This window comes from Bacillus sp. FSL K6-1106 (genome assembly GCF_038005245.1).
In the GTDB taxonomy this organism is placed as follows: Bacteria; Bacillota; Bacilli; order Bacillales; family Bacillaceae; genus Bacillus; species Bacillus altitudinis.
The window spans coordinates 1408303-1426869 of the sequence record NZ_JBBOSV010000001.1 but is presented as its reverse complement, the minus strand read 5'-3'; the positions used below and the strand labels follow the sequence as shown (position 1 = coordinate 1426869).

The 18567-nt window shown below is 42.3% G+C and carries 18 protein-coding genes and 1 other annotated feature (1 of these 19 only partly in view); of the genes, 13 read left to right on the top strand and 5 right to left on the bottom strand.

Annotation, left to right across the window (positions count from 1 at the left end; all coding sequences use genetic code 11):
- Positions 1 to 20: 20 nt before the first annotated feature.
- Positions 21 to 335 carry a PepSY domain-containing protein gene (locus tag MHI20_RS07410; RefSeq protein ID WP_003217759.1) on the bottom strand — a complete coding sequence of 105 codons (315 nt, stop codon included), beginning with the start codon at positions 333 to 335 and terminating at the stop codon, positions 21 to 23.
- 199 nt (positions 336 to 534) lie between these two features.
- Here MHI20_RS07410 and MHI20_RS07405 point away from each other — a divergent pair, with 199 nt between their 5' ends.
- Positions 535 to 1608, top strand: coding sequence for a M42 family metallopeptidase (locus tag MHI20_RS07405; RefSeq protein ID WP_017358321.1), 1074 nt, complete (start codon positions 535 to 537; stop codon positions 1606 to 1608).
- Positions 1609 to 1815: 207 nt separating this feature from the next.
- Here the strand turns inward: MHI20_RS07405 and MHI20_RS07400 are convergent, their stop codons facing one another.
- Positions 1816 to 2262: a YtoQ family protein gene (locus tag MHI20_RS07400; RefSeq protein ID WP_007501817.1), complete on the bottom strand. Its 447-nt coding sequence runs from the start codon at positions 2260 to 2262 to the stop codon at positions 1816 to 1818.
- A gap of 200 nt (positions 2263 to 2462) precedes the next feature.
- Between MHI20_RS07400 and MHI20_RS07395 the strand changes: the two genes are divergently transcribed.
- From MHI20_RS07395 to ccpA, 11 genes are all read left to right on the top strand, one after another.
- Complete coding sequence (locus MHI20_RS07395; RefSeq protein WP_173408206.1) at positions 2463 to 3491, top strand: PTS transporter subunit IIC; 1029 nt, start codon at positions 2463 to 2465, stop codon at positions 3489 to 3491.
- Positions 3478 to 3798 (top strand): thioredoxin family protein, encoded by a 321-nt coding sequence (locus tag MHI20_RS07390; RefSeq protein WP_003217665.1) that lies wholly within the window; start codon positions 3478 to 3480, stop codon positions 3796 to 3798. The genes MHI20_RS07395 and MHI20_RS07390 overlap by 14 nt, the downstream gene beginning before the upstream one ends.
- Positions 3799 to 3816: 18 nt before the next feature.
- Positions 3817 to 4629, top strand: a complete 813-nt coding sequence (locus MHI20_RS07385; RefSeq protein WP_268360681.1) for a DUF1444 domain-containing protein — start codon at positions 3817 to 3819, stop codon at positions 4627 to 4629.
- Positions 4630 to 4645: 16 nt separating this feature from the next.
- Positions 4646 to 5251, top strand: a complete 606-nt coding sequence (ytpR, locus tag MHI20_RS07380; protein WP_007501813.1) for a YtpR family tRNA-binding protein — start codon at positions 4646 to 4648, stop codon at positions 5249 to 5251.
- A 196-nt stretch (positions 5252 to 5447) separates the two neighbouring features.
- Entirely contained in the window at positions 5448 to 8201 is a 2754-nt protein-coding gene (locus MHI20_RS07375; protein ID WP_340937389.1) for a DNA translocase FtsK, read from the top strand.
- 302 nt (positions 8202 to 8503) lie between these two features.
- Positions 8504 to 9802: a UDP-N-acetylmuramate--L-alanine ligase gene (gene murC / locus MHI20_RS07370; protein ID WP_008343047.1), complete on the top strand. Its 1299-nt coding sequence runs from the start codon at positions 8504 to 8506 to the stop codon at positions 9800 to 9802.
- Positions 9803 to 10025: 223 nt separating this feature from the next.
- Positions 10026 to 10442 (top strand): DUF948 domain-containing protein, encoded by a 417-nt coding sequence (locus MHI20_RS07365; protein ID WP_017367864.1) that lies wholly within the window; start codon positions 10026 to 10028, stop codon positions 10440 to 10442.
- 29 nt (positions 10443 to 10471) lie between these two features.
- On the top strand, positions 10472 to 10942 hold the full coding sequence (locus MHI20_RS07360) for a YtxH domain-containing protein (RefSeq protein ID WP_007501807.1): 471 nt from the start codon (positions 10472 to 10474) through the stop codon (positions 10940 to 10942).
- A gap of 30 nt (positions 10943 to 10972) precedes the next feature.
- Positions 10973 to 11296, top strand: coding sequence for a bacillithiol system redox-active protein YtxJ (gene ytxJ / locus MHI20_RS07355; protein ID WP_007501805.1), 324 nt, complete (start codon positions 10973 to 10975; stop codon positions 11294 to 11296).
- Between the two features lie 213 nt (positions 11297 to 11509).
- Complete coding sequence (locus tag MHI20_RS07350; protein ID WP_017358315.1) at positions 11510 to 12586, top strand: bifunctional 3-deoxy-7-phosphoheptulonate synthase/chorismate mutase; 1077 nt, start codon at positions 11510 to 11512, stop codon at positions 12584 to 12586.
- A 450-nt stretch (positions 12587 to 13036) separates the two neighbouring features.
- On the top strand, positions 13037 to 14038 hold the full coding sequence (ccpA, locus tag MHI20_RS07345) for a catabolite control protein A (RefSeq protein ID WP_008343056.1): 1002 nt from the start codon (positions 13037 to 13039) through the stop codon (positions 14036 to 14038).
- 42 nt (positions 14039 to 14080) lie between these two features.
- Here the strand turns inward: ccpA and MHI20_RS07340 are convergent, their stop codons facing one another.
- Genes MHI20_RS07340 through MHI20_RS07330 form a run of 3 tightly spaced genes read right to left on the bottom strand, consistent with a single transcriptional unit; the run spans position 14081 to position 16550 of the window.
- Positions 14081 to 15241, bottom strand: coding sequence for an acetoin utilization protein AcuC (locus MHI20_RS07340; RefSeq protein ID WP_045034170.1), 1161 nt, complete (start codon positions 15239 to 15241; stop codon positions 14081 to 14083).
- Complete coding sequence (locus tag MHI20_RS07335; RefSeq protein ID WP_017358312.1) at positions 15238 to 15879, bottom strand: CBS and ACT domain-containing protein; 642 nt, start codon at positions 15877 to 15879, stop codon at positions 15238 to 15240. The genes MHI20_RS07340 and MHI20_RS07335 overlap by 4 nt, the downstream gene beginning before the upstream one ends.
- Before the next feature lie 38 nt (positions 15880 to 15917).
- A complete protein-coding gene (locus MHI20_RS07330; protein WP_144667128.1) occupies positions 15918 to 16550 on the bottom strand; it encodes a GNAT family N-acetyltransferase in 633 nt (210 codons plus the stop codon).
- A gap of 155 nt (positions 16551 to 16705) precedes the next feature.
- Between MHI20_RS07330 and acsA the strand changes: the two genes are divergently transcribed.
- Positions 16706 to 18430: an acetate--CoA ligase gene (gene acsA / locus MHI20_RS07325; protein ID WP_144667131.1), complete on the top strand. Its 1725-nt coding sequence runs from the start codon at positions 16706 to 16708 to the stop codon at positions 18428 to 18430.
- A 59-nt stretch (positions 18431 to 18489) separates the two neighbouring features.
- Positions 18490 to 18567 (top strand) — a binding site (T-box leader); it runs 160 nt beyond the window's last position.

Genomic DNA, 18567 nt, shown 5'->3' with positions numbered 1-18567 from the left:
GTCTTTGCGAAGCTTTCTTATTAAGCAACAGAATCAATGACATCAACGATCATGCCTGTTTTTGCATCAATCATGACTTCATACTGTTCCAGCTCGCCAAAGGCAGAGCGTGTAATGCCAGATTTGTACACATCAATCGTTTCACCATTTACGGTATACGGTTCTGGTACAGTATAAATCCAAGAGCCATCAATCGGACCGCGCTGTTTAAAAGCGGATTTCACAATTTTTAACGCTTTTTCAGACGAGATATACGTCGGGAAAAAGACTTTCTTTGCAACAATTGCAGCGGCTACGCCAATACTCGCACCAATCAGAACATGTTTTAACTTCAACGTGCTGCACCTCCGTATTGCTGTTTTTTCCATTATACAAAACTTGTCCAGCGATGTTAAGAAATCCGAATACTTGAAAGCATATTCAAAATTTCTGGAGAGATACTTGGAAAACCGAAAGAATTCTTATAGTATAAAGTGAGTGTTATTTTTATAGGAATTTATATGGTCATTACATAGAAATGAGGGTAACTGTCAAATGAACGAAGAAACAATGTCGCTTTTCCGAAATTTAACAGAACTACAAGGAACTCCAGGTAATGAGCACCATGTGCGTGCTTTTATGAAAAAGGAACTTGAGAAATATTCCGATGAACTCATACAGGATCGTCTTGGCGGAGTGTTTGGTGTCCGCAAAGGCCCAGAGAACGCGCCGAAGATTATGGTGGCTGGTCATATGGATGAAGTCGGCTTTATGGTGTCATCCATTACGAAAAACGGAATGATTCGTTTTCAAACACTTGGCGGCTGGTGGAGTCAAGTGATGCTTGCGCAGCGTGTGGATGTTCATACGGATCACGGGCCAATTCCGGGCGTTGTATCGAGCACACCTCCTCACCTTCTGACACCAGAACAAAAAAGCAAACCAGTAAAACCGTCAGATATGCTGATTGATATTGGTGCAGACAGTGAAGAAGAAGCGAAAGAGCTTGGCGTTCGCCCAGGGCAGCAAATCGTTCCTGCAACGGTCTTTACCCCAATGGCCAATCCAAAAAAGATTTTAGCCAAAGCTTGGGATAACCGCTATGGGTGCGGACTTGCCATTGAATTATTGAAAGAATTAAAAGACGAAGCTCTTTCATGTCAGCTATATTCAGGCGCAACCGTCCAAGAGGAAGTAGGGCTCAGAGGGGCTGAGGTAGCTGCGAATATGATTCAGCCTGATCTGTTCTTTGCTCTAGATGCGAGTCCCGCAAATGATGTGACGGGAGACAAATCACAATTTGGCCAGCTTGGAAAAGGTGCACTTCTTCGTATTTATGATCGCACGATGATTACGCACCGAGGCATGAGAGAATTTGTCCTCGATACAGCCGAAACAAACAATATTCCATATCAATATTTCGTATCGCCAGGCGGTACGGATGCTGGACGTGTCCATATCTCAAATCAAGGTGTACCGTCTGCTGTTATTGGTGTATGTGCGCGTTACATTCATACAAGTCACTCTGTCTTGCATGTGGATGATTATGCAGCGGCAAAAGAATTAATTGTTCGTCTTGTGAAAAATTGTGATCAAAGCACGGTGGATTCGATTTATCAACAAGTGTAAACGATAAGAAAAAGGCTGCCTCTTTTAAGAGCACAGCCTTCAGCGTGTAGACAAATCCTCGCATTCTTTGTCAGTCCTGCGTGCCGGTGCTCACGAATGTCAAATTCGCTCCGCGCCGGTACTCGACCTTCCTAGGGCTGCAAAGATTTTCTATCACGCTGAAAAGAAGAAAAAGGGCTAAAATCAAGTTCATTTTAGCCCTTTTTCTTATTCTTGTTCAAACACGTATGACAACGCCTTAATTGCTTGATTCACTGTTTCGACAGTGATATTTGCTTTGTTTGATAGTTCCTTTAGTGGATGATGTAATTCTTTAGGACGAATCAAAATAAGGGGTTTTCCTTTGGCGATGGCAGAAGAAGCATCCATTGCCGTGTTCCACTGTTTATATTTCTCACCAAAGCGGGCGATGACAACGTCTGCCTTATTTAATAATAGTTCGGTGCGGAAATTGTTCAAATCAGAAGCCGCATCGTCTTTCAAGATGGCATTTGGCTGCCCGCCTAAAATATCTTCTCCGATGTTATCTGATCGGTCATGATTCTCCATTGGACCAACAAACGTCACTGGTAGTTTCAAAGACTGGCTTTTTTCCTTAATTTCATCGCGCCACTGGCTATGAATTTCTCCAGCTAAATAAACCGTTAATTGCATAACAATCTCCTCCTTGTGCACAAACTTAGTAAAGGTTTGCCCTGTTTCTTTTCATGTTACACAAGAAGTGCTTGATAAAGCAAAAAAAATATGATTATGATATTCATGGTAGAGACTATTTTTCATCGTAAGAAGACTACATATAATGGGAAGGACAGGCCTCTTCGTCTTTCCTATGAGAAAGCAGGAAGACGACGTTGATGACTTATTTAAAAAGAAAGGGTATTTCCCTTTCGCCAAAGGTCTATTTTATTGATGCACTCTCTTATATGGCTTTAGGTCTATTTGCTACATTAGTGGTAGGGCTGATTTTAAAAACAGCAGGCGGCATGTTATCATTTCCTCTCATCGTGGAAATGGGAACGCTCGCAATGGGGCTGATGGGACCAGCAATTGGCGTAGCGGTTGCTTATCGCTTAAACGCTTCTCCTTTAATTATTTTCGCAAGTGTTGTTTCAGGTGCCGCCGGAGCAGAGCTTGGGGGACCTGCTGGAAGCTTCGTGGCTGCTCTTATTGGTGTGGAATTAGGCAAACTCATCAGTGGTGAGACAAGAATTGATATTATTTTAACGCCGCTTGTGACCATTATCACAGGTTTTCTCACCGCTGCTTTCATCGGCCCTGGGATTCAGGCGGTGATGACAGGGCTCGGCAGGCTGATCGTATGGGGGACTGACCAAAGTCCACTCATCATGGGCATGCTGGTTGCAACCATTGTTGGACTTGCTCTTAGCTCACCGATTTCAAGTGCTGCGCTTGCGCTGATGCTTGATTTAAGCGGTCTTGCTGCTGGTGCGGCGACGATTGGCTGCTGCGCGCAGATGGTCGGCTTTGCTGCTGCAGGATTTAGGGAAAATCGTTTTGGCGGTCTTGCTGCGGTAGGCATTGGAACATCAAAACTACAGCTGCCGAACATTGTGAAAAATCCGCTCATTCTCATTCCGCCGACGATTGCAGGACTGATTCTTGCGCCAATTGGTATCATTGGCTTTGGGATGGTCAATAATGCGGCAGGAGCGGGTATGGGAACGAGCGGACTTGTCGGCCAGCTCATGACACTCACAGTCATGGGATTTCATCCTTCCGTTTTCCTTGCAATTGCTCTCTTGCATATCGTTGGCCCGGCAGTGATTAGTTTGGTAGTATCAGAATGGATGAGAAAGAAAGGCTATATACAATTCGGAGATTTAAGTATACAAACTGGAGGAATCAAACATGAAAAAAATTGAATCAAACGAAGAATTACAAAAAGTGATTCAAGAAGACTTAACCGTATTACTATTTTCAGCTGACTGGTGCCCGGACTGCACATTTATTGAGCCGTTTTTGCCAGAGCTTGAAGCAAACTATCCAGAATTTGAATACTTCTATGTGGATAGAGATCAGTTCATCGACACTTGTGCAGAGTGGGAAATTTACGGAATTCCAAGCTTTTTAGTCTTTAAAAACGGACAAGAGATCAACCGTTTTGTCAGCAAAGATCGTAAGACAAAGGAAGAGATTGAAGCATTTTTAACAGATTCTCTTTCTAAATAACGAAAGGAGAGTCTTATCATGGCGAAAATGACATCAAGACAGCTTGCCAATCAATTGAAAAGCCGTCTGACGAGCGACAGCTGGACCCACCAGTTTGACAGGGAAAAAGATACGCTTCGTGTGGAAGATAAACATACAGGAAAGGGCATCACGCTTGAGCTCCCGCCGATTATTGCAAAGTGGGAAGTAAAGCCTGATGAAACACTGGATGAGATCGTTTATTATGTGAAAGAGGCGCTCAGCGCAATGAAAGGTGAAGCGCAGCACATCTCAGGCAAAGAAAAGCACATTTATCCGGTCATTCGTTCAACGTCCTTTCCAGAAACATCAAGTGATGAGATTCCGCTCGTTTTTGATGAGCATACAGCAGAGACAAGAATCTACTATGCACTTGACCTTGGAAGCACCTACAGATTAATTGACGAGAAGATGCTGCAAAAGGAAAACTGGACAAAAGAACGAATCAGAGAAACCGCAAGTTTTAACGTCCGTTCACTAAAGACTGTGGTGAAAATGGATGAAGTGGCGGGCAACCGTTTTTATTTCTTCCGTGCAAACGACGGGTACGATGCAAGCAGAATTTTAAATGAATCGATTTTACAAGAATATGCGCAAAAAGTAGAGGGGCAAATGGCCATTTCCGTTCCCCATCAAGATGTGTTCATCATTGCAGATGTACGCAATGAATCAGGCTATGATATTTTAGGGCAAATGTCGATGAGCTTCTTCGCCAGCGGCACGGTTCCGATTACGGCCTTGTCATTTTTATATGACGAAGGCAAGCTTGAACCGATCTTTATTCTTGCAAAAAGCAGACCAAAACAGCAGTAGAAGGGAATTTTGAAGAATGAACGTTTTTTATAATGCAGAAGGTGTCGGCGACACACTCCTTATTTCATTGAAAGATGTAACAAGAGAAGAAGTAGGTCATGAAACGTTTGGAGATGTCGTAAGAATCTTCAATCAAGACACAAAAGAAACAACAGGTTTTAATATTTTCAATGCATCTACTTACATGAAAATTGAAGAAAATGGATCTGTACCGCTTTCTGAAACGCTTGTTCAAGATATCAATGAAATTTTAAACCGCAACGGTGTCAGTGAAACATTAACAGTGGATCTATCACCTAAGTTTGTGGTCGGTTATGTGAAGGAAAAAGAAAAACATCCGAATGCAGATAAACTGAACATTTGCCAAGTAGATGTTGGCGATGAAACCTTACAAATCGTGTGCGGTGCACCAAACGTTGATCAAGGTCAATATGTTGTGGTTGCAAAGGTCGGTGCTGTGATGCCGAGCGGTTTGGTGATCAAAGATGCTGAACTAAGAGGTGTTCCTTCAAGCGGAATGATTTGTTCTGCAAAAGAATTAGATCTTCCGAATGCGCCTGCTGAAAAAGGAATCCTTGTTCTAGAAGGAAGCCGCCAAGCTGGCGAACCATTTGAAGCGTAACCTCCCATAAACGGGTACAAATGAGCGAAGAATGTGTTATACCAAAAGTCACTAAGTACGTACTTAGTGACTTTTTTTCATCTACAGACAGCATGAACAGCAAAGCGTAGCACTTTTCTCGCTTTTCTGCATGAAAAAGCAATGGTATACTAAAAATCGCCCAAGAAAACGTAAGGGGAGTTAAAGTGAGTGATAAATGATGAGTTGGTTAGATAAATTTTTTAGTGTATTTTTAGGAGAAGAAAAAAAAGAAGAAAAAGCTGAGAGGCCTGAAACAGGTCCGATTGCACCAAAGCAGCCAGCTGTTGAACAGCATAAAGAATATAAAAAAGTTGAAGATACGAAAGTGTATTATGAATATCCAAAAGGCAATTTCCGCTTTCCTCTCGTTCCAGATGAACCTGCACGTGAGGCAGCAAAGCAGCAAGAAAGAAGGCGCACGCGGCCAAGTCAGCCAAAGGCAAAGCAGACGACCTATCAGCCAAAACAAACAGTGCAGCCTGATCTCAATAAAAAGCCTTTTAAACCAGAGCAAATCCCTTCACCTATCTATGGCTACCACCAGGATATGCGTCCAAAACATGCAGCAGCCAAAGAAGACACATCTTCTGTCAAAATGAAATCGGCAGAAGAAACGTCACAGCGTGTCACACTGTTATCAGAAGAAGCAGAGCGTGAACGGAATGTAAGACAGCAAATGAACATCCCGTCTATACGAAAAGAACAACGTATGGAAGACATGATGTCAGCCCAAAGAGCAGAACAAGTAGAGAAGCAACCTGTCACGACGCCGCTTACTTTGCAAGAGGAACTCGCTTATCAAGATCACGTTCAATCAACGATGGAACGTTTATATGACGAGCCTTTCAGTGAGACAGAGGATCAAGATCAAGCTTTGTCACAGACCAAAGACGACCGGGAAGCATCCTTACATATGGAGCAAGCTCAAGCATCTAACGAGCCTCTAGAGATGGAGCAAGAACAGGCAGTCACCGTTGAACAAGAAGAGCCGATGATTCCGCTTGAAGATGATACTGAGAAAAAAGAGAGCTTTACATTTGAAACAGCTTTAAGCGCATCACCAGCACTCGACATGGAGATAGAAAGCCCGGTAGAAGAAACTGCGGTGCTGGAAGAGAATGAAGTAGAGGCTATGGGGGAAACAACAGAGGCTGCATGGATAGAAGAAAGTCAAACAGACGTGTCAGCGGCAGCATTTGAACAAGAAGAACCGGTGATCATACAGGATTCGCAAGATGATGATTCTCTGCCGGAAGAAAAATTAACAGATGATGAAGTCATGCCAGTTGAACAAGCATCAGATGAATTTGCTGACTCTGGACAAGCAGAGATCGCCGGGGATATGGCAGAAGAACTTGAGGAAACACCTAAAGAAACGCCTGAAATAAAACGTGAAGAACCAAAACCGTCTTCTCCACAGCCAAAGCGCTCAAGCGGTCAAACCTCCACCGTTCCTTTTAACGTCATGATGTTAAAAAGTGATCAGCGCGTGCAAGGACAGAAGAAAACGGCAGATGCACAAGGATATGTATTTCCGAGTTTAGCCCTTCTAGACGTTCCGCCAGCACAAAAAGAAGAGGACGGAACATGGGTGAAAGAACGGGCAGAACTGCTCAATGCCACACTGAAAAATTTCAATGTCAGAGCAAGTGTTGTTCATGTGACGCAAGGTCCTTCTGTTACAAGATTTGAAGTGCATCCTGAACCAGGCGTGAAAGTGAACAAAATTACAAACCTGTCAGATGATATCAAACTCAGTTTGTCTGCAAAAGATATTCGAATCGAAGCGCCGATTCCTGGGAAGAACACGATTGGAATCGAAGTGCCGAACCTTCACAGTAAAATGGTTTTCTTGAGAGAAATGATCAGAAGCAGTGCCTTTAGAGACAACCCATCTCCATTAACGGCAGCGCTCGGATTGGATATTTCCGGTCAGCCCGTTGTGGTTGATTTGCAAAAAATGCCGCACGGCTTAATTGCCGGAGCAACAGGTTCAGGGAAAAGTGTCTGTATTAATACCATTCTCGTGAGCCTAATGTTTAAAGCCTCACCTGATGAAGTGAAAATGCTGTTAATCGACCCTAAAATGGTCGAACTGGCGCCGTATAATCACATTCCGCATCTTGTGAGCCCAGTTATTACTGATGCCAAGACAGCAACAGCTGCCCTGAAATGGGTAGTAGATGAAATGGAAAGACGCTATGAACTGTTTGCACACTCTGGTGTGAGAGAAATCAAACGATTTAACGAACTGGTGAAAGAAAAACAAATGGGTGAAAAACTGCCATATCTCGTCGTTGTCATTGATGAGTTGGCTGATTTAATGATGGTCGCACCAAATGAAGTCGAAGAAAGCATTTGCCGAATTGCCCAAAAAGCAAGAGCATGCGGGATTCACTTACTCATTGCGACGCAAAGACCTTCTGTTGATGTCATTACAGGCCTCATTAAAGCAAACATCCCAACAAGAATTGCTTTCTCTGTTTCAAGCCAAGTGGATTCAAGAACCATTATTGATATGGCAGGTGCTGAAAAACTTCTCGGAAAAGGAGACATGCTGTTCTTAGAAAATGGCTCTGGCAAACCGACAAGGCTGCAAGGGAACTTTGTATCAGATCGAGAGATTGATGAAGTGGTAGCGCATGTGAGAAAACAGCGCAAACCTGTGTTCCTTTTTGAACAGGAAGAATTGATGCTCCAAGGCTCTGCCATTACAGACGAAGATGAATTGTTTATGGACGCATGCAGATTCGCCATCGAGCAAAATAGTGCAAGTACATCCAGTTTGCAAAGAAGATTTAGAATTGGCTACAATCGAGCAGCGAGATTGATTGATATGATGGAACGTGAAGGAATGATCTCTGGAGCAAAAGGCAGTAAGCCAAGAGAGGTCCTCATGACACTGAGTGATTTAGAACAATTGATCTAAACAAACCACTTCATTTTTTTGATAAACATGGTATGATAGCACATAGGTGCAATTTTTGAATTGGACGCTTTTCGCATGCCTGTCTGAACGCTTTTTAACGAAAATGAGCGAAAGCAGGTGTTAGAAATGGGAAAGTTGTCGGATACTAATCATAGTTAATATTGATTAGAATAGGAAGATCGGAAAAAAATCTTTATTTGGAGCTGCGATTTGTGATCAGCTAGAGACAAAAATCACAAGTTGCAAATTGAAATGAGCGTCATATACTGTAAGTCAGATAGACGTTTGTTGGAGGTACAATTATGACTGTTTATCATTTTGTTGGAATAAAAGGGACAGGTATGAGTCCACTGGCCCAAATTCTTCATGATACTGGGTATACTGTCCAAGGATCGGATATCGAAAAACATATCTTTACACAAAAAGCATTAGAAGAACGAAATATTAAAATTCTTCCATTTGACCCAGATAATATTCAGCCAGGGATGACGGTGATTGCAGGAAATGCATTCCCAGATACACATCCTGAGATTGAGCGTGCTCTTTCTGAAGGGATTCCTGTCATTCGTTATCATAAATTTCTTGGAGAATACATGGATTCATTCACAAACGTTGCAATTACTGGTGCTCATGGTAAAACATCGACAACAGGTCTGCTTGCACATGTGATGCAAGCGGCAAAACCAACTTCCTACTTAATCGGTGATGGATCTGGAATGGGAAAAGAAAACAGCGAGTATTTTGTATTTGAAGCGTGCGAATACCGCAGACATTTCCTCAGCTACCATCCAGACTATGCGATCATGACCAATATTGATTTTGATCACCCTGATTATTTCACGGATATTGATGACGTGTTTGATGCGTTTCAAAACATGGCACTTCAAGTGAAAAAAGCCATCATCGCTTGCGGTGATGATGAGCATCTGCTCAAGATCCAAGCAAAAGTACCTGTTGTGTACTACGGATTCAATGAAGAAAATGATTTCCAAGCACGAAATGTTGTGAAAAACACAGAAGGCACGACATTTGATGTATTTGTACGTAATACGTTTTATGATACCTTCTACATCCCTGCTTACGGAAACCACAATGTCCTTAACTCATTAGCGGTCATTGCATTATGCCACTATGAGGCCATTGATGTAGAGCTCATCAAAGGTGCTTTAACGACATTTGGCGGTGTGAAACGACGCTTTAATGAAAAAGTAGTCGGTGAACAAGTCTTAATTGATGATTATGCGCACCATCCGACTGAAATTGAAGTCACGATCGAAGCAGCTCGCCAAAAGTATCCAGACCGTGATATTGTAGCAGTCTTCCAGCCGCACACTTTCACTCGTACACAGCAATTTTTAAGTGAATTTGCGGACAGTCTGAAAAAAGCAGACTATGTATACCTCTGTGATATTTTCGGCTCAGCTCGTGAAAACATTGGGAAACTAAGCATTGAAGATTTGCGGGAAAAAATTCCGCAAGCCCAATTGATTGAAGAAGAAGAGACATCTGTGCTGAAAGCACATGAAAATGCGATCTTGGTCTTTATGGGAGCAGGAGATATTCAAAAGTATCTTCGTGCTTATGAGAAAGTCGCAGTATAATTGCCTGTCAAAAAGTGCCGATTCAATCGGCGCTTTTTTATTTTGAATAAAATGTGACAAAGGGGCTAAATGTGACAAGATGTGCCGCTTTTTTTCGTTCGCTGTGGACAGGAATTGGCGAATAAGTGTAGAATTATTATTCAATCGGTCATTCTAGGCGATGTTTGAATGATACAACGAGAGGGTATTGAATTGAATATGCCCGCAGCAAAGGAGGTATCAGATGATTATTATTCTCTATTTAAGCGTTGCACTCATCGCAATCGCTTTCCTCATTCTTGTCATCTACTTGTCCAAAACATTGAAATCCTTACAGCTGACATTAAAGAATGTCGCATCAACTTTAGAAGGTCTTGAAGGACAGATGCAAGGCATCACCACAGAGACAGCACAGTTGCTACATAAGACCAATCAGCTTGCTGAAGATATTCAAGACAAATCGGCAAAACTTAACACAGTTGTGGATGCGGTGCAGGGAATTGGTGGCTCGATCAACCAATTTAATACAAGCATAAAGCAGGCAGCTGGTGCGGTTTCTTCATCCGTTGAACGAAATCAAGAGAAAGTCACGGATGTGGTAAGCTGGAGTAACGCAGCACTTGAAATCTATAAAAAATGGAAACAGCGTAAACAACAATAAACAACCATTTTCGCATAGGAGGAATAATCATGAGCAAAGACGGAATCAATAGCAAAGACTTTTTGATCGGAACACTTATCGGTGGCATTATCGGTGCAACAACGGCATTATTTTTAGCACCAAAGTCAGGGAAAGAGCTTCGCGATGATTTGAACACCCAAGCGAATGCCCTAAAAGAAAAAACAGATCGTCTTACAACAGATGCAAAGGAAAAAGGCACTGAATATGTGACGATTGCGAAAGACAAAACATCTGAATTGTCTCAGCTCGTAGCAGAGCAGTCAAACCAGATTTTAGACAAAGTAAAAGACATAAAAGATCGTACAGCTGGAAAAGCTAAACAAGTAAAAAGCGAAGCAGAAGATGCTGCAGCAAATATTGCAAATGAAGCTTCAGATGTAGCAGATGAAGCAAAAGTAAGAGCACAAGAAGCAAAAGCAGACATTGAAGACGGCATCAAAGATGTCAAAGAAAAAGTAGAACAATCTACGAAAGGCTAACTCGCTGCTTAAGTTAGGAAGGAGCACATCATGTCTAAACAACTCATAGAAACAGAAGAACAGTTTGATCAACTAACGAATCAAGACGGAACCTTTGTCTTTTTTAAGCACAGTTTGACATGTCCAATCAGCCAAGCTGCTTTTCAAGAGTTTGAAGCGTTTGCGTCAGAACATGAGGATGTTCCTGCTTATTTCTTGCAAATTCAAAACACAAGAGAGCTTTCATCCTATGTGACTGAAAAGTCAGGGATCAAGCACGAAAGCCCACAGGCACTCATCTTTAGCGGTGGCAAAGTAAAGTGGCATGCTTCTCACTCAAGCATTACAAAAGAAGCGCTTGAACATAACATGTAGAAAAACGTCAGCGATTGCTGACGTTTTTTTATAAAAAAGGTTTACTTGCATCAAAAGTATGCTATAATCTTACACATAATACTTTATCGCTTAAAAGCGTTTGGGTAATAAAGAATTTTTTCGTGACAATTCCGAAATCTTTGTTTATAATAAACCCTATTATAAGAGATTAAAAATAAAAAGCGAGAGCGGGCAGAGGAAAGGATGACAAAAATGAGCAACAATGAATTGGAACAATTGAGACAGCAAGCAGATGAACTAAATCTTCAAATCTTAAAACTGATCAATGAAAGAGGAAACATTGTAAAAGAAATTGGAAAGGCAAAAGAAGCGCAAGGTGTCAACCGTTATGACCCTGTCAGAGAGCGCACAATGCTTAATCAAATTCTTGAAGAAAATGATGGCCCATTTGAAAATTCAACGATTCAACATATTTTCAAAGAAATTTTCAAAGCAGGTTTAGAGCTACAAGAAGATGACCACAGCAAAGCACTTCTTGTTTCTCGTAAGAAAAAACCTGAAAATACAATCGTCAATATCAATGGAGAAGCGATCGGTGACGGAAAACAACGTTTCATCGTTGGACCATGTGCCGTTGAAAGCTACGAGCAAGTTGCAGAAGTAGCGGCAGCAGCGAAACAGCAGGGACTAAAACTTCTTCGTGGTGGCGCATTTAAGCCTCGCACAAGTCCATACGACTTCCAAGGACTTGGCGTAGACGGTCTAAAAATTCTAAAACGTGTAGCAGATGAATACGGTCTTGCAGTTATTAGTGAAATCGTGAATCCTGCTCATATTGAAGAAGCGATTGAGCATATCGATGTCATCCAAATTGGAGCACGTAACATGCAGAACTTCGAGCTTTTAAAAGAAGCTGGATCAGTGAACAAACCAGTTCTTTTAAAACGCGGTTTAGCAGCAACAATTTCAGAATTCATCAATGCAGCTGAATACATCATCGCACAAGGAAATGACCAAATCATCCTTTGCGAGCGAGGCATCCGCACATACGAAACAGCCACAAGAAATACACTAGATATCTCGGCTGTGCCAATCTTGAAACAAGAGACACATTTACCAGTCTTTGTTGACGTGACACACTCAACAGGACGCAGAGATCTACTTCTTCCAACAGCTAAAGCAGCTCTTGCGATTGGAGCAGACGGTGTGATGGCAGAAGTGCATCCAGATCCATCTGTTGCCCTATCTGATTCAGCGCAGCAAATGGACATTCCACAATTCGAAAAATGGTTAGATGCGTTAAGACCACTTGTCAACATTCACGCGTAACCATAAATAGAAAAGCCGCCGGATGACAGCCCGGCGGTTTTTTCATGAAAAAATACGATCAAAATTGGCAATGAAAGGAAAAGAGCACATTGCAAGCTAAAAATACGCTTGTTCACAATGTTTTCATTTTTAAAATTCGATAGAATCTGCTAAGATCATTGTCATAGCTGACGTTCGCAACGATTTTTGGTGAAATATGATTCAATTTACAGGTAACAAGCTCATTAAAGTTTGTTTAATTTAGTTATAAAAAGAAAGGGAACGTTTTCATATGAAGAAAAAACGTGTATAATTTCATAAAAGAATGTCATTTTGATGTAGATTGAAAAATTATGTGTCTCTTTTCATCGTTTTAATGACAAATAGGATATTATTTTCCTCGTATCTGACATGTCTCTATCCAATTGGTGAATGCTATAGATATGAAGTGTATTTGAAGGAGTGATTTATGTGAATAATGTTACAATATATGATGTAGCAAGAGAAGCAAACGTAAGTATGGCAACGGTATCACGCGTTGTTAATGGTAATCCAAACGTAAAACCAACAACAAGAAAAAAGGTGCTTGAAGCAATTGATCGTCTCGGCTACCGTCCGAACGCAGTCGCACGAGGCCTTGCAAGTAAAAAGACCACAACAGTTGGGGTCATCATCCCTGATATTTCAAGTATCTTCTATTCAGAGCTTGCACGAGGAATTGAAGATATTGCGACGATGTACAAGTACAACATTATTTTGAGCAACTCAGACCAAAATACTGATAAAGAACTTCATTTGTTAAACACAATGCTTGGCAAACAAGTAGATGGAATCGTTTTTATGGGCGGAAACATTACAGATGTGCATGTGGAAGAATTTAAGCGCTCTCCTGTACCCATTGTACTTGCAGCATCTGTTGAAGAGCAGGCACAAACACCATCAGTCAACATTAACTATGAACAAGCCATTTATGATTCAGTTCAGCTATTGGTTGAAAAAGGACATAAACGAATTGCGTTTGTATCTGGACCAATGTCAGAACCAATTAATTCTATGAGAAAGCTTGCTGGTTATAAGCGTGCGCTTGAAGAAGCTGGTATCGCATTTGACGAAGCGCTTGTTGCTGAAGGAGACTACTCATATGACTCTGGTATTGAAGCACTCGCTAATCTGCTTGAGCAATCTGACAAGCCGACGGCTGTGATTGCAGCTACTGACGAAATGGCGCTAGGTGTCATTCATGGAGCGCAGGACAGAGGCGTATCCATTCCTGAAGATTTAGAAGTGATTGGCTTTGATAACACAAGACTATCCCTCATGGTTCGCCCTCAATTGACAACAGTTGTTCAGCCGACTTACGATATTGGCGCTGTTGCGATGAGACTTTTGACAAAGCTCATGAACAAAGAACAAGTAGAAGATCAAATTGTTGAATTGCCACATAGAATCGAAGAAAGACAATCGACGAAATAAAAAAGAAAGCAGGCTCACTTGATCAGTGGACGCCTGCTTTTTTTATGCCTTTTTCTTTTCTCGTCGAACAGGCATGAGTGCTTTTTCTACCGTTTGTGCATTTTTTTCTGTAATTTCTGCTCTTCTTGGAATCGGTGGATATAAATCGTCAGGATCTAGCCATGTGGATGGAAGCGGAACAGGCGATTGTTTTTCCCATGCCCGAATCCATTCCTGAGGAAGTGCATCTGGTGGTGTAATGCCTTTCATCTCAAGCCAAATGCGGCTCCATGCTCTTGGGACGACACGCCAAATATCATAGCCGCCTCCGCCCACAGCGATCCATTTTCCATCACAATATTGATGCGCCAGCTCATGGGCAATTCTAGGAATTTCCTCATATATTTTCATGGTAGCAGATAAATGCGTCAAAGGGTCATAATAGTGGGCATCTGCTCCATTTTGCGTCAAAATGACATCTGGTTTAAAAAAAGCAGCAATCTCTGTCACTGCTGTTCGATAGGCTTCTAAAAATGATTCGTCTTCTGTAAATGCGTCAAGCGGGATATTATATGCATAGCCATAGCCTTTATCATGACCCCTTTCCTGTACTTGTCCAGTTCCAGGGAACAAATAGCGCCCTGTTTCATGAATGGAAACAGTACATACCTCTGGATCATCATAGAAGCTAAACTGTACACCATCGCCATGATGAGCATCTGTATCAATATATAAAATTCTAGCGCCATATGTCTTTTGAATATACTGAATGGCCACAGAGCTGTCATTATAAATACAAAAGCCAGAAGCACGCCCTTTAAATCCATGGTGAAGCCCGCCGCCAAGATTGAGCGCATGCTGCGAATGTCCAAGCATCACTTGATCAACCGCTGTTAATGTCCCGCCAACTAGGAGAGAAGCTGCCTCATGCATCCCTGCAAACATCGGGGTATCCTCAGTGCCAAGACCATAACGTTCCCCCTCTGCGGTGGACAGTTTTCCTTCACTTGCCCGCTGAACTGCTTGAATGTAGTCTGTTGTATGGACGAGCTTTAATTCCTCCAGCGTCGCCATACGAGGTGCGACAATCTCATCATCCGTTAATGCCTTCATTTTTTGAAGAAGATCATAAGTTAAGTAGACGCGAAGCTGATTGAAGGGATGATCTTGGTGAAACTGGTACGTTTGAAAAGATGGTGAAAAAACAAAGGTCGCTTCCTTCATTTGATCGTCTGCTCCATAGGCCAGAGCACTTTATAGCCTTTTGCACGAATCAGCTTCATCACATGATCTGCATGCATCGTTTGAAGGCGGAAGACGAGCACTTTAGAGGCTTCATTGGCATGTGGGTACACGAGTACACTCAGCATTTGAATATGCTGCTCTTTTAAAATGGACGTAATGTCTGCAAGACCCTCTGTCACTTGCGCTACTTCAACCTCTAAATGTGATCCAGGCTGATCTGCACCTGTTAGTCTTACAAACGTACGAAGTAAATCTGTTTTTGTGATGATCCCTACAAGCTTGCCACGTCTCACAACGGGAAGACAGCCAATTCCGTGTTCAAAAAAGACACTTGAAATCTCCTCAACGAAATCAAGCGGATGAGCGGTAATCGTCTCTAGCACCATGATGTCTTCAACCGGTCGCTGAATAAAAAGCTGCCTTTTCTCTGTTTCAAAAATACTTGGACTGGCATTTTTAATATCCCGATCTGTCACCATCCCAATGACAGATCCCTGCTCAGATACGATAGGAATATGCCGAATGTGATGTGCACTCATTTTTTGAATGGCTTCTTCAATCGTATCGGTTTTGCGCAGCGTGATCACATCACGCTCCATAATTTGTTCAATCATCATGTTTACCAATCCCCTTTGCCAAAAAAACGAATTGAACGTTAATACATAAAGCGCTGATGGAAGCGAAGACGATCGAAACGCTCGATCGAATCAGGACTCACATTTTTTCCGATCCGTGCCATTAAACAATTGGCTGGATGTGAGCTAATCTCTGGCTCGTCTGTTGCAAACCAGACAAGACCGCCTGCGTTCATCATTTTCTCCATCATTTTGCGGTACTCCCACACGTTTTTCTTTGTCCCCTTTAAATCCCAATGCCAGTAATATTCAGTTGTAATGATAATGTAATTCTCCATTTGCTCATCCATCATGCTCACATCCAGTAAATGCTTGCCAAGTGAGCAGCCTCTGAATGGGGGAGCGACTTCAATGGCACCGAGCTCAATTAAATTGTCCATGTTGCCTTCTGACCAGCGTTCAAGCGGATCAGGGTACAAATACGTGACATAGCCTACGACAAGCTCATCCACCCTAGCAATGATAATACGTCCTTCAGGAAGATCTGCTATTTCAACAAGTGCTTGTTTCTGTTCCTCAGGCGTGCGAAATGCCGTTAGTCCTTCATGAAACATATAGTTCGCAAGCTCTGATGCAGGTACCGGTCCTTCAATCAGGATGGAACCTGTTTCTCGCTCAATGGTTTTTGAATAATAAGTTTTAGGATGCTCCACGTATCCACCGCCTCAAATTCTAGTGAGTCGTCTCTATTCTATCTTAAATCTTGCAATAATTAAAACGGTTTCATCAGAAGTTTTTTAAAAATTGAGAAAAAAAGTCATCTATACTATAATGGTCATTGTAAACGTATGCAAAGGGGGACTGTTTGATGAAAGTGGAAACGCTACCATCAGTAAAAGGGGACTATCATTTAAATGATTATGAGCAAGCATACAAAGAATTTTCATGGGAGGAAGCGAGAAAAAATTTCTCTTGGTATGAAACAGGAAAAGTAAATGCAGCTTATGAAGCGATTGACAGACATGCGGACTCGTTTCGTAAAAACAAGGTGGCGCTTCACTACAAAGATTCACAGCGGGATGAAAAGTATACGTTCAGGGATATGAAAATCAAGACAAACAAAGCAGGAAATCTATTAAGAGAACAGGCACATGTGCAAAAAGGGGATCGCGTGTTTATCTTTATGCCAAGATCACCTGAGCTCTATTTTCTACTGCTGGGTGCTGTCAAAATTGGTGCGATCGTCGGTCCGTTATTTGAGGCATTTATGGAAGGTGCCGTCAAAGATCGTTTAGAAAATAGTGAGGCAAAAGTGATTGTGACAACGCCTGATCTGCTTGAGCGGATTCCGTTTGCAGAACTTCCAAAGCTTGAATCCGTCATCATTGTCGGCGGTGAAAAAGAGGATGCAGGTGATGTGCGGACGATTCACTTTGAAGAAGCATTTGAACAGGCAGCGAAGGAACTTGAAATCGAGTGGATGGATGAAAAAGATGGATACCTGCTTCATTACACGTCAGGGTCCACTGGTACGCCAAAAGGTGTGCTCCATGTTCATGGCGCAATGGTGCAGCAAGGCCAGACGGGTAAATGGGTACTTGATTTGAAAGAAGAAGATGTCTACTGGTGTACAGCTGATCCAGGCTGGGTAACAGGGACGGTGTACGGTATTTTTTCTCCGTGGCTGAATGGAGCGACGAATGTCATTTTAGGCGGCAGGTTCAATCCTGATACGTGGTACGAAACCATTGAATCGCTTGGTGTGACCGTTTGGTACAGTGCGCCGACAGCCTTCAGAATGCTGATGGGAGCAGGAGACGATCTCATTCAAAAATATGATCTGAGCTCACTCCGTCATGTGTTAAGTGTAGGAGAGCCACTTAATCCAGAAGTGATCCGCTGGGGAGACGCTGTATTCGGTAAACGAATTCATGACACTTGGTGGATGACAGAAACAGGTGCACAGCTGATTTGTAACTATCCATGCATGGATATCAAACCAGGGTCAATGGGGAAACCAATTCCAGGCGTTGAAGCTGCGATTGTAGATAATGCCGGAAATGAACTTCCGCCATACCGGATGGGGAACCTTGCCATCAAAAAAGGTTGGCCGTCTATGATGCATACGATCTGGAACAATCCTGAAAAATATGAATCTTACTTTATGCCGGGAGATTGGTATGTTTCAGGAGATTCAGCTTATATGGATGAAGATGGATACTTCTGGTTCCAGGGACGTGTCGACGATGTCATTATGACGTCAGGAGAGCGGGTCGGTCCATTTGAGGTAGAAAGTAAACTGGTGGAACATCCGGCCATTGCAGAGGCTGGTGTTATCGGAAAACCAGATCCTGTGCGCGGTGAAATTATTAAAGCATTTATAGCGCTTAGAAGCGGATACGAACCGACAGATGAGCTGAAAGAAGAGATTCGTACGTTTGTGAAAAAAGGACTCGCTGCACATGCAGCACCGAGAGAAATTGAGTTTAAAGACAAACTGCCAAAAACACGCAGCGGTAAAATTATGAGACGTGTGCTAAAAGCGTGGGAACTGAATTTACCTGCTGGTGATCTCTCGACAATGGAAGATTAATCGCTTCCGTCAGTTGACTTGATATCAAAAGTATGTTAAAAATGACTTTAGTTGAATATGAAAAGGTTTTGACTGAGATTCAGTAGAATCATCTTTCCCTGTCCAAGAGAGCTGACGGCTGGTGCGAGTCAGTACAA